The sequence below is a fragment of the Mycobacterium sp. TH-M106 genome (assembly GCF_057473765.1).
This window is the reverse complement of sequence record NZ_JBYCLE010000546.1, coordinates 1-11430: the sequence shown is the minus strand read 5'-3', so window position 1 is coordinate 11430 and position 11430 is coordinate 1. Positions and strand designations below refer to the sequence as shown.

Genomic DNA, 11430 nt, shown 5'->3' with positions numbered 1-11430 from the left:
GGCATCCTGCCGGCGCGGCGCGCGGTGGTCACCCGCTATGAGCTGGTCGACGACTTCCCCCGCTTCGACGTCGACGACGTCTATCTGGGCAACGGCGTCTCCGAGCTGATCACTCTGACCCTGCAGGCCCTGCTCGACAATGGCGACCAGGTGTTGATCCCGGCGCCCGACTACCCGCTGTGGACCGCGTCGACCTCACTGGCCGGCGGAACCCCGGTGCACTACCTGTGCGACGAGACCCAGGGCTGGCAACCCGACATCGCCGACTTGGAGTCGAAAATCACCGAGCGCACCAAAGCGGTGGTGGTCATCAACCCGAACAACCCGACTGGTGCGGTCTACAGCCGGGAGGTTCTCGCCCAGATCGCCGATCTGGCACGCGAGCACCAACTGTTGCTGCTCGCCGACGAGATCTACGACAAGATCCTCTACGACGACGCCGAGCACATCAACATGGCGTCGGTGGCACCCGATGTGTTGTGCCTGACCTTCAACGGCCTGTCCAAGGCCTACCGGGTGGCCGGCTACCGCGCCGGGTGGCTGGTGATCACCGGGCCCAAAGAACACGCCGCCAGCTTCCTCGAAGGGATCGACCTGCTGACGAACATGCGGCTGTGCCCGAATGTCCCGGCCCAACATGGGATCCAGGTGGCCCTCGGCGGCCACCAGAGCATCGACGATCTGGTGCTGCCGGGCGGCCGGTTGCTCGAGCAGCGCGATGTCGCCTGGACCAAGCTCAACGAGATTCCCGGTGTGTCCTGCGTCAAGCCGGCCGGCGCGCTCTACGCGTTCCCGCGGCTGGATCCCGAGGTGTATGAGGTCGACGACGACGAGCAACTCGTCCTGGATCTTCTTATGTCGGAGAAGATCCTGGTCACCCAGGGCACCGGGTTCAATTGGCCCACACCGGATCATCTGCGCATCGTGACGCTGCCGTGGTCGCGTGACCTCACCCATGCCATCGAGCGGCTCGGCAACTTCTTGGCCGGCTATCGCCAGTAGCGATTTGGGCGTGAAAACTTCCGCGCCGAAATGACGTCAGTCGACGAGGTCGGTTTCGGTGAGGTCGGTCGCCGCCAGCGCCGACGCCACGTCGTCATGACGGAACACCGAGGTGACGTGGTCGTGCACCACGCGGAACGCCACCGCCGGGCCGGCACCGCCCGGGCTCTTGGGTGTCAGCTCGGCCACCACGACGCCGTCGTGCACGTACATCCGGAGCACTTCGGTGGCGATACCGGCCGAAGCGGCCCACTCGCGCAGCGCCTGATGACCCTGACCGGCACCGTGCGCGTCGCCGATCTCGATGTCGTCACTGGATAGTGCCACCAGGGTGTCCAGGTCAGCAGCGGCCAGCGCGTCCTGCCAGGCGAGGACGGTGGCGATCTCCGATGTGGTCATGATCTGGAAGGTACCGTGCCCGCTGGCCAGCCGCCGTTAGAAGGGGGTGCGCTCCAGCCAGGTCTGCCACACGGCGGCATCACCGAACATCGCGATGCCGGTGTGGGCGACCGGTATCCGGCGGGTGATCGCCAGCAGCAGGTCGGAAGCACTGCCGCGCAATGCGACCGCGCCCTTGCCGTGATCGTGGATCCAGCTGATCCTGCCGTCGGCGGCGTTGACGGTCCATTCGCCGGAGGCACCCAGACCCGCGTCGGTGGCATGCAGATGCATGGTCTGGCCGTCCGGCAAGGGCAGCGGCACACCGTCGCGCCCAGCCTGAGCTGTCTTGGCTGACACCCACTCCAGCCATTCACTGATCGCATCGGCGGCCAGATCGGGTGTCACCGTGTGGTCCACGCCAAGGGCTAGTGCCGCATCGGCGCGGTGCACCGTTGTCTCGTTCAGCCGGCGCCGGATCCACCAGTACGCCGGCCGCGGCCCGAGGAAAGTCCACACCGGGGTCTCCATACCGGTCCGCTCGACGGCATCGAGCACACATTGCGCGCCCTCGTGCAACCAGGTGATCGCCTCGTCGGGGTCGGCGGGAGGTTTGCCGCCCTCGACGGTGCGCGGGTCGGGCGGATAGTCGAGCCGGTCGGCGATAATCTGGGCGGTCCACCGATGCCCGCGGCCGACGTGGCGAAACAGGTGTTTCAAGCTCCACTCCGGGCAGGTCGGCACCGGGGTGGACGGATCACTGCGGCGGATCAGATCACCGAAGGCGTGGTTCTGGTCGATGAATGCCGCCGCGTAGTCCACGTCGTCAGGCTAGTTCATCGCTGCGGGGAACACGCCGCGATGGCCACCACCGCCGTCGCGGCCACGCCCGACTTACTACGGCCGTCGTTGTTCGACCGTCCGTTGCCCGGACTTGACGAAGTTCTGATACGAGCGGGACGGCGTCGGGCCACGCTGGCCCTGATATTTCGACCCCACCCGGACGCTGCCGTAGGGGTGCTCGGCCGCACTGGTCAGCCGCAGCAGGCATAGCTGGCCGATCTTCATGCCCGGCCACAAGGTGATCGGCAGATTCGCCACATTGGACAGTTCCAGGGTGATGTGGCCGGAGAAGCCCGGGTCGATGAAGCCCGCCGTGGAATGGGTCAGCAGGCCCAGCCGTCCCAGGCTGGACTTGCCCTCCAATCGTCCGGCCAGGTCGTCGGGGAGGGTGCAGCACTCCAGGGTGGAGCCCAGCACGAATTCGCCGGGGTGCAGCACGAACGGCTCGCCGTCGACGGGCTCCACCAGGGTGGTCAGCTCGTCCTGCTGTTGCGCCGGGTCGATGTGGGTATACCTGCTGTTGTCGAACACCCGGAAGAGGCTGTCGAGGCGGACGTCGATGCTGGACGGCTGCACCAGGTCGTCGTCGAACGGGTCGAGGCTCAGCCGGCCAGCGGTGATTTCCGCTCGGAGGTCGCGATCGGAGAGCAGCACCCGACGAGCGTATCCGCTGACGGCTGCCGACGGGTCGGGCTTTCGCAGTGAGTGCCGTGAGTGCCTGACCGCAGGATGTTAGCCTTCGATGACGCCAGTGCCGATGTAGTTCAATGGCAGAACATCAGCTTCCCAAGCTGAATACGCGGGTTCGATTCCCGTCATCGGCTCCAGGTCTACCAGGGCCAATGCTGCTCATTTACACGTAACGGATCGCGATGCCGTCGCGCTGGCCTTCAGCGCAGGTATTTTTCGTCGCCAGCCGGGTATCCGCCCCCGATAGTGGTGATGTGGACGTGGTCATAGTGGCCGTATCCCCTACCGCTGTGACCATCTGGGGTGTAGTAGACGCCGCGCCAGATCGCATCCCGCAGCCCGAACCGGTCGGCGTTCTTCAGCACGAACGCCACGATCTCGTCACCGAGCGCAATGCCCTCGGCGGTGCCCGGGAGGGGAATCATCACGTCGAGCGCGAAACCGCCGGGGTGCCACCTCAGCGCATCCGGTCGAACACCGCCGATGTCGTGAATCTGTGGAAACGCCGCGCTGATACTACGGGCCACCAGGATAGTCCGGACCTGCAGTCCACGTTCCGCGGCGACACCGGCGGGCAGGAAGCGCGAAACCTCGACGACCCGGGACCGCGATGCCGCCACCGGCTGGACGGCAACCACCTGCATACCCATCCGATCGGCGCGTGGCGCTGCCGCCACGACCTCCATGCAGCACCCTGCAGCGTTGTCATTGATCGGGCCGGTTGACCGGCCACCGAGCGGATCCGCACTTCCGGCGGCGGCAAAGAACACAGCGCCGGCGACCACGGCCACCGTCATGGGTACCGATCGCCTTTGTCGGCTCGTGGCTAATTCGTGCCGGCCCACGTGTTGCACCATAGCAACACACCAGGCGTACGGCAGCAAATCCTTGCTGAGAGGCCCTCGACGGTACCCTGGTCGACATGGGCCAGCAGCGCGCCGTGCAGGTCGCCATCATCGGCGCCGGAATGTCGGGCCTGTGCATGGCGATCAGGTCCCGGGCCTATGTGCGCCCGATGGAGATCATCGGGGAGAACGGGCTCACCCTCGATGAGACCTGGGCAGACGGCCCGCGGGCATACCGGTCGATCGCGGTACCGGGATTCCCCAACCTGTTCATGCTCATGGGCCCGCATTCGCCGATCGGCAACAACTCGCTGGTGCCGATCGCTGAGGACCAAGCCAACTATGCGATGTGGTGGATCAACCAGATCCGCGACGCCCGGGTGGCCGCCGCGGCGCCCACCGAAATGGCCACCAAGAACTACAACGAGCATATGAAGGCCGCGATGCCGCAGACGGTCTGGGTTACCGGCTGCAGCAGTTGGTATCTGGGCAAAGACGGTCTGCCGGAACTCTTTCCGTGGAAGCCCGAACAGTTCACCGAGCTGTTGCGCCAGCCGGTGCTCGCCGACTTCGACATCCAGGGCGCGTAACCCTCGGTGTTTACCAGACGCGTATCCAGTCGACAAGCATCTCCGCCGGATAGCTGCCCGATCCGGGATCGCCGCCACCGGAGCCGGCGACCGCGAGGTTGAACACCGAAAACATCTGGTAGCCAGGGTCATTGAACGGCCAATCCGCGATCGAGTTCACCGGCACAGTGAAGTACGGCTGTGCGCCGTCGACGTAGTCCTGCCAAAAGCGCATGCCGGCCTCATCCCATTGGCATCGCCAGGTGTGCCAGGCGCTGTCCACTGCGATGTTGTGGGTCGCCCATTCGGCGCCGTTCGGCATGGTGTGGACGGTTGTTGCCGACGGCCAGTTGCCGTTGCCGTACCATTCGAGCACGTCAATCTCGCCGCGGTCGTCGTTGCCCATCCACCAGGCCGGCCAGCAACCGGCGGTGAGACAGTTGAGTTTCATCCGGGCTTCCCAGGTGTGGCCGATGCCGCCCGTCCACCGGCTTTGAACTTTGCCGCTGTAGTAGGTGCTGCCGTCCTTTGCAGCTCGGAGAACGAGATTGGACTTGCCGTCGAGGAAGACGTTGTTGCGGTCGTCGCGGTACTGCCCGACGTTCTCGGGGCGTTCCCAAAACGTCGGGTCCTGCATAGACTCCCGGGCCCGCGCCACCGCCCACTTGGCCGGATCGGGGGCCGAACCGGCCGGGCCGTCGAATTCGTCGTGGAAAAGGTAGGACTGGCCGGTGGCGCCGGGTGACCCGGGCGGTGCGCCCGGTCGTGGCGCCTGGTCGGCTCGGGCAGCGGGGACGGTGATCGCCGCACCCAGCACACCGACCCCGGTCATCAACAACATGCTGCGTCGATCGATGCCAGGCACAGCTCGAATGTAACCATATGACAGGTGTGGGTCCGCAACGCACCACGAAACGTGCTGGCACCGCCGCCCGCGGTGCTGGATCCCCTGATCGTCGCCGCGCTGGCTGCCGCAGTGAGCCTGGGTTGCGCCGGCCGGCCCTCCTTCTGGTACGACGAGGCGGCGACCATTTCGGCGTCATACAGCCGTTCGCTCGGTCAGTTGTGGCGAATGCTGAACAACGTCGACGCCGTCCACGGCCTGTATTACCTGCTCATGCACGGCTGGTTCCAGATTTTCCCGCCGACGGAGTTCTGGTCGCGCGCACCGAGCGGTCTGGCGATTGGCGGCGCCGCTGCCGGAGTGGTGGTGCTGGGCAGGCAGTTCTCGTCTCGTGCTGTCGCGGTGACGTCCGGGGCGGTCTGCGGCATTCTGCCTCGGGCGACGTGGGCCGGCATCGAAGCTCGCCCGTATGCCCTGTCGATGATGGCCGCGGTGTGGCTGACCGTGTTAGTTGTTCACGCCGCGCGCCGTAACGGCCCCAGGGTCTGGCTGTCCTACGGGACCGTCCTGGCGATGTCGATCCTGCTCGACGTCTATGTTTCGCTGTTGTGGCTGGCGCATCTCGGGTTCATCTGCGCCTTCCGGCGTAGCAAAGCAGCTGTCGTCGGATTTGCCGTGAGCTCAGGTCTGGCGGGCTGTGTCCTGACGCCGTTTCTGGTCGCGGCCACCGGTCAAGCGGACCAGATCAGCTGGATCCCACCGATCGGCCATCGGACCTTCGAAGATGTTGCGGTCCAACAGTACTTCGAAAGGAGCCCGCCGTTCGCGATCGTGTCGGCGCTGATCGTGACGGCAGCGATTGTCTTGTGGCTCTGTAACTTCGCGCAACTAGCCGAAGCGGAACGACACCTGTTGGCCTTGGCGACCGCGTGGCTCGCGCTGCCCACCGCACTGATCGTCGGCTGGTCGGCGTTGGTTCACCCGATCTATACGCCGCGCTACCTGGCGTTCACCGCGCCGGCGGTGGCGCTGATCCTGGGCGTCTGCATCGGCGCACTGGCCGTGAGACCATGGGTTGCCGCGACGGTCGTCGGCCTTCTCGCGATCGCCGCCGCACCGAATTATGTTTTGGCGCAACGTGGCCCGTATGCAAAATATGGAATGGACTACAGCCAGGTGGCAGACCTGATCACCGCGAAGGCAGCACCCGGCGATTGCTTGCTCGTGAACGACACCGTGACGTTCATGCCTGCGCCCATGCGCCCATTGATGGCGGCGCGCCCCAACGCCTATCGGAAGCTGGTCGACCTCACTCTCTGGCAACAGGCGACGCAGCGTCACGACGTCTTCGATACCAATCTCATACCGGAGGTCGTCGCCGGGCCGTTGAGCCACTGCCGCGTCCTGTGGATCATCACCGAAGCCGACACATCGAGGCCCGCTCACGAACAGGCCTCGACGTTGCCGCCCGGCCCCCGATTCGCGGACACTTCCGCCTTCGCGGTCCCGCACAACCTGGGCTTCCGGCTGGTGCAGCGCTGGCAATTCAACCTGGTTCAGGTGATCCGGGCAGAGCGCGCCCAGCGCTGACCTTGTCTGCTACCAGACCCGGATGTAGTCGATGAGCATTTGCGACGGAAAGGTGCCGAAGTCGGGATTGCCGCCACCCGGCCCACCGACCGCAAGGGTGAACATGGGAGACAGCCAGTAGCCGGGGATGTTGAACGGCCACCGCAGGTCGGCAGGGTTGCCGTGCATCGGTATGGGTTTCGACGGAACACTGAAGTATGGAACGCCATCTCGCGCGAAGTGGAAACCGTCCTCATACCACCCCATTCGCCAGGTGTGCCACCCGCCGTCGACTAATCCGGGAATCGATCTTCCCTCCCATGTCTTCCCGTTGGATGCCGCGTGGACCGTCGTTCCCGCGGGCCAGTCGCCGTTGCCGTACCACTCGAAAATATCGACCTCGCCGTCTGGGTCGGGATCCTCGTTGACGGCCCAGAACGAAGGCCACAGGCCAGGGAACAAACAATCCAGCTTTATCCGCGCTTCCCAGGTGGTGCCGATAAGGCCCCGCCAGTTGCCGCGCACTTTGCCGCTGAAGTATCGATCACCTTCTCGCGAGGCAAGGAGGACCAGATTGGAGTTGCCGTCGAGGAACACGTTTTGAGCGCGGTATTGACCCTCGACCGGAGGCCACACGTCGTCTTGCCAGGTTTGCACCGTCCACTTCGACAAATCGGGGCCCTGGCCGGCTGGGCCGTCGAACTCGTCGGAGAAGATGTAGTTCCCGCCGGCAACCGGCGCGGTGGGCGGCGCGGGCGCTTCGGGCGCGGACGGGTAAGCCCGTGCATGCGGGACGCGGGTCGCGGCCGCCAGCAGCCCGACCCCGGTCATCAACATGGCGCTCCGTCGATTGATCTCAGGCATAGCTGGAATGAAACCATGCAACGGTACACGCACGCGAACCGGACCCTGCGCCTCCCGTCATCGGAGCCAGGTCTGTGACTTTCGTTGGGAGAACTTAAAAGACACGTACCCAGTCGATGAGCATGTCCGCGGGATAGGCGCCACCCGCGGGGTCACCGCCACCGGAGCCGCCGACCGCGAGGTTCAACACCGGAAACATCGTGTAGCCGGGGTCGTTGAACGGCCACTCCCGGATGGGCTCGTCGAGATTCTCGATGCCCACGGCCGGAACACTGAAATAGGGTTCAGCGCCATCGGTGTAGTCCTCCCAGAAGTACATGCCGGACTGATTCCAGGTGCACCGCCAGCTGTGCCAGTTCCCGTCCACCGCGATCGGATGGGTCTCAAATGCCGTGCCAATCGGATTTGCGTGGACGGTGGTTCCCGCCGGCCACTCCCCGTTGCCATACCACTCAAGCAGGTCGACTTCGCCTTCGCGGCCCGCGTCGTCATTGGACAGCCACCAGCCGGGCCAGCAACCGGCGGTGAGGCAGTTGAGTTTTATCCGGGCCTCCCAGGTGGTGCCGACACCGCCCCGCCAATTGCCGTGAACGAGGCCGCCGTGGTACGTGGTGCCGTCTCGGGTGGCGCGCAGCACCAGGTTGGAATGGCCGTCGAGGAACACGTTCTGGCGGCTGTCGCGGTACTGATACCAGAACTCGGGTCGGTCATATCCCACCGGGTTCTTGATCGGCGTCCGGTGGTTCGACACCGTCCACTTCGACGGGTCGGGGGCCGAACCGGCCGGGCCGTCGAACTCGTCGTGGAAGAGGAAGCCCCCGGTTGTCGCCCCGCCGGGGGGTGCTTGGGGTGCCGGTGCCGGTTGGGCCCGGGCCTTGGGGAGCGGAGTCACGGCCGCCACTGCGCCGAAACCCATCATCAACATGACTCTGCGGCGGTTCATCTCGGGCACAAAGGGAAATGAAACCATGCCGCGGCAGCAACCGCACCGCGCGGGTGGGACGGAGCCGCTTAGCCTGCTGGCACCTGGATGGGAATCGGCATCGGTATCAACGGGACCGTCAGGTACGCCGTGGTCATCGGCACGGCGGTCGCGGCGGTGCCGGTGCTCGGTGGCGGCGTTGCGGTCGCCGGAGTCACCGGAGTCACCGGGGTTGTCGGGGTTGTCGGGGTCGCAGTGGTTGTCGGGGTCGCAGTGGTTGTCGGGGTCGCAGTGGTTGTGGTTGTTGTCTGCAGTGGTGCCGTGGTGGTGGCCGGCGAAGCGGCCGTCGTCTGTGGGGACGCAGGCGGTGCGGCCGGGCTGGCCGCGGCCGGCTGTGCAGCGGCCTGAGCCGGCGGCGGCTGCTTGGCACTCGGTGGCGCCACCTTTGCGGTGGGACTGTCGGCGGGCTCGGCCGGAGCGATGTCGTGGGAGGTACTGGTCAGGGTGTAGGCCACGCCGCCAACCCCGACCATCGCCGCCAGCGCCCCAAGGCCAAACACCAGCTGCGGTACGCGATGGCGGCGTCGGCCTTTCTCGGATCCGTTTCGTGGCGCGGTGTAGGGCTCGCCGATGAACGGCACCGGTTCGTCGCGGGCTTCCTCTTCCGACCAGGCCAAGTCATGGGGCGCCGGATCGGGCTGGTCGGGCGCGCCAGTGTGGGCCGACGCGGGTGCCATCGCCGTCGCAGGTGTTGCCGCGAGGTCTGCGGCTTCCTGGCCGGCCCGGGTCGCGCACAGCGCCGCGCCGACGGCCATGGCCAGCGCTGGCAGCTCTGTGGTGACCATCGGCACTTGGTGCCCGGCCGACAGCCGTTCGGTGATGAGCGGGATGCGGGCTCCACCGCCGGCGGTGGCGATCGCTGCGAGGTCATGCCAGTTAATCCTGTTGCGCTGCAGCAGCAGTTCCAGTGCCACGATGACACCATCGAGTCGACGCCGAATCAGGTCGTCGAATTCTGCTCGAGTCAGCGCAATTCTGGCGCGGTATCCGGGCAGTTCGGCGACCAGCTCGGTCGCGGTCTCCTCCGACAGCCGCTCCTTGGCCTGCCGGCACTCGTCGGTGAGTTGGGTCAGGTCGCCGACCGTCGCGGTGCCCCCCGGGTCGACGTCACCGCATGAGTCGGCGCCACCCACTATGTAGCTCAGGATTGCCTGGTCCATGAGGTTGCCGGAAAAGCCTTCGTAGCATACGGTTTCGCCGATCGGTTGGAAACCGGACGCGGCGTCGGCCAGGCTGATCTTGGTGCCGCCGCCGCCGAAGTCCAGCAGCGCCACCACGCCGCGTGACGCGACGCCACGGTCGGCATGCAGTGCGGTTAGCGCGGCGACGGCATCTGAAACCAGGAGTGGCGGTCCGCCGAGCACCGAGTGGCCCTCGCGGGTGTGCAGCGTCTCCTGTAGCGCCTGCCAGGCCATCGGTGGCCAGTGCGCCGGAACGGCAATCGCCAGCTGGGAGATGTCCGCACCCGCGGCATCGACCATTGCGTCGATGGCGTCGGCCAGCAACCGCTCCGGCTGATACGTGGAGCCGTCGGCCGCGACCAGGGGTGTTTGGTCTCCGACGCACTCGACGAAACCGTTGACGACCAGGCCGGTCTCCGTGCCGTCAGCGCGTTCGGCCGGTGAACCGAGTTGCGGCGGTCCTTGTAAAGGCAGGGTCAGCGACGAGCGGCGGGTCACCGGTGGTTCGCCGGCGCTTACCGCGACGAAGTTGGTGGTCCCGATCGACAACCCCAGCGGAGGGCGCATAAGTGCTTACCTTGGTTCGACAACGGCTCGACCGCGTCCACGGTAATCGCGCGAGACGGCCACCGGTACCGAGAGTTTCAAGTTGGAACCACGATGTTATCGTTTTGACGCAAAGGCAATCGCCAAGTGTGAAATCGCCAGCTTAGCTCAGATCCGATTGCCCCACGGCATCTTTGGATCAGCCATCACACCACAGTCAGCGGCAGTGAGCCCCGGGGCCGGAACTGGAACGTCGCGCCGCCGCTGACCTTGGTCACCGACACCTCTGGAAGTTCAGTCGCGGTAGCGTCGGTTTCGCTTAGTTCAACGGTCCAATCGGTGTCCGTGCCGTCAATCGTCACGCTCAGATGCGGACTCACCGCGGTAGCGATAGCCTGCAACGGATTAACCGATTGCGGTCTGCACAGCACGATCCAGGCGCCGTCGTCGTGTGCTGGCGACCGATGCACGACCAGCCGTCCGCGGGTCGTCTCGGCCCGCACATACCCGATCGGGTTGAGCAGCGGGTGCAGCTCGAAAGTCCGTAGCGCGCTGTCGATTCCATCCGAAAGCCTGAGCGCGCGGCGGATCCTTTCGGCGGCCAGGCCGGCCAGGCCGGTCAGCTGACGGGTACCCACCGACCTCGCCACGTCGGATCCCGCCCGGGCCCGGACCGCTATCGCGAACGACAGGTAGAGCAGGTGCATCTGCAGACACACCTCGTCGGCCAGCCGGACCAGTGCCGAATGCGAGAACGCCGCGAAGTCGATGTCGGACAGCAGCGGTCCCGCATAGTCGCGCAACCCGGGCTCAGACGGGTCGATGTCGTCGAGCTGCCAGGTGGCGGCTCTGGTTTGGCGCAGCTGATGCAGCGCGGGTATCGGTTCGACCGCCGGGTAGGACGGATCGATTCGCACCGTCCAACAACAATGGGGCACCCGGTCGCCGGCGGCGCGGGGCGGCCGGTGCACCGGGCGGCACTGCGCGTGGACGTTGGTTGCCACTGCGGTGGCATCGAACGTCGGGTCCTCGATGGTGTGGCACATGCCGAACACGTAGTCTTCGCCGAGCGGCTCCACGTCGAGCAGCGCACCGCAGCTGGCGGTCTCGAACTGGC

12 protein-coding genes and 1 tRNA gene are annotated in these 11430 nt (G+C 66.0%); 4 read left to right on the top strand and 9 right to left on the bottom strand.

The annotated features are described in order from the left end of the window. The coding region (locus AC2VOP_RS18825) for a pyridoxal phosphate-dependent aminotransferase (RefSeq protein WP_486962375.1) at positions 1-1002 on the top strand (1002 nt) is incomplete at its 5' end. A gap of 36 nt (positions 1003-1038) precedes the next feature. On the opposite strand, the gene AC2VOP_RS18820 is transcribed toward AC2VOP_RS18825, so the two are convergent. The 3 genes from AC2VOP_RS18820 to dcd form a co-directional block, all read right to left on the bottom strand. Then, positions 1039-1401 carry a nuclear transport factor 2 family protein gene (locus tag AC2VOP_RS18820; RefSeq protein ID WP_486962374.1) on the bottom strand — a complete coding sequence of 121 codons (363 nt, stop codon included), beginning with the start codon at positions 1399-1401 and terminating at the stop codon, positions 1039-1041. A gap of 36 nt (positions 1402-1437) precedes the next feature. Continuing rightward, positions 1438-2202 carry a maleylpyruvate isomerase family mycothiol-dependent enzyme gene (locus AC2VOP_RS18815; protein ID WP_486962373.1) on the bottom strand — a complete coding sequence of 255 codons (765 nt, stop codon included), beginning with the start codon at positions 2200-2202 and terminating at the stop codon, positions 1438-1440. A gap of 75 nt (positions 2203-2277) precedes the next feature. Then, positions 2278-2877, bottom strand: coding sequence for a dCTP deaminase (gene dcd / locus AC2VOP_RS18810; RefSeq protein ID WP_486962372.1), 600 nt, complete (start codon positions 2875-2877; stop codon positions 2278-2280). Positions 2878-2976: 99 nt separating this feature from the next. Here dcd and AC2VOP_RS18805 point away from each other — a divergent pair. Then, positions 2977-3050, top strand: a tRNA-Gly gene (locus tag AC2VOP_RS18805). A gap of 63 nt (positions 3051-3113) precedes the next feature. Here the strand turns inward: AC2VOP_RS18805 and AC2VOP_RS18800 are convergent. After that, entirely contained in the window at positions 3114-3758 is a 645-nt protein-coding gene (locus tag AC2VOP_RS18800; protein ID WP_486962371.1) for a VldE C-terminal domain-containing protein, read from the bottom strand. Positions 3759-3835: 77 nt separating this feature from the next. Between AC2VOP_RS18800 and AC2VOP_RS18795 the strand changes: the two genes are divergently transcribed. Continuing rightward, complete coding sequence (locus AC2VOP_RS18795) at positions 3836-4348, top strand: hypothetical protein (protein WP_486962370.1); 513 nt, start codon at positions 3836-3838, stop codon at positions 4346-4348. Positions 4349-4358: 10 nt separating this feature from the next. Here the strand turns inward: AC2VOP_RS18795 and AC2VOP_RS18790 are convergent, their stop codons facing one another. Further along, a complete protein-coding gene (locus AC2VOP_RS18790; RefSeq protein ID WP_486962369.1) occupies positions 4359-5192 on the bottom strand; it encodes a glycoside hydrolase family 16 protein in 834 nt (277 codons plus the stop codon). Between the two features lie 24 nt (positions 5193-5216). On the opposite strand from AC2VOP_RS18790, the gene AC2VOP_RS18785 reads away from it, so the two are divergent. Further along, positions 5217-6761, top strand: a complete 1545-nt coding sequence (locus tag AC2VOP_RS18785) for a glycosyltransferase family 39 protein (RefSeq protein ID WP_486962368.1) — start codon at positions 5217-5219, stop codon at positions 6759-6761. 9 nt (positions 6762-6770) lie between these two features. On the opposite strand, the gene AC2VOP_RS18780 is transcribed toward AC2VOP_RS18785, so the two are convergent. From AC2VOP_RS18780 to AC2VOP_RS18765, 4 genes are all read right to left on the bottom strand, one after another. Then, positions 6771-7595, bottom strand: a complete 825-nt coding sequence (locus AC2VOP_RS18780; RefSeq protein ID WP_486962376.1) for a glycoside hydrolase family 16 protein — start codon at positions 7593-7595, stop codon at positions 6771-6773. A gap of 103 nt (positions 7596-7698) precedes the next feature. Next, positions 7699-8574, bottom strand: coding sequence for a glycoside hydrolase family 16 protein (locus AC2VOP_RS18775; protein ID WP_486962367.1), 876 nt, complete (start codon positions 8572-8574; stop codon positions 7699-7701). 41 nt (positions 8575-8615) lie between these two features. Next, positions 8616-10334 (bottom strand): Hsp70 family protein, encoded by a 1719-nt coding sequence (locus AC2VOP_RS18770; RefSeq protein ID WP_486962366.1) that lies wholly within the window; start codon positions 10332-10334, stop codon positions 8616-8618. 185 nt (positions 10335-10519) lie between these two features. Further along, the coding region (locus AC2VOP_RS18765) for a hypothetical protein (RefSeq protein ID WP_486962365.1) at positions 10520-11430 on the bottom strand (911 nt) is incomplete at its 5' end.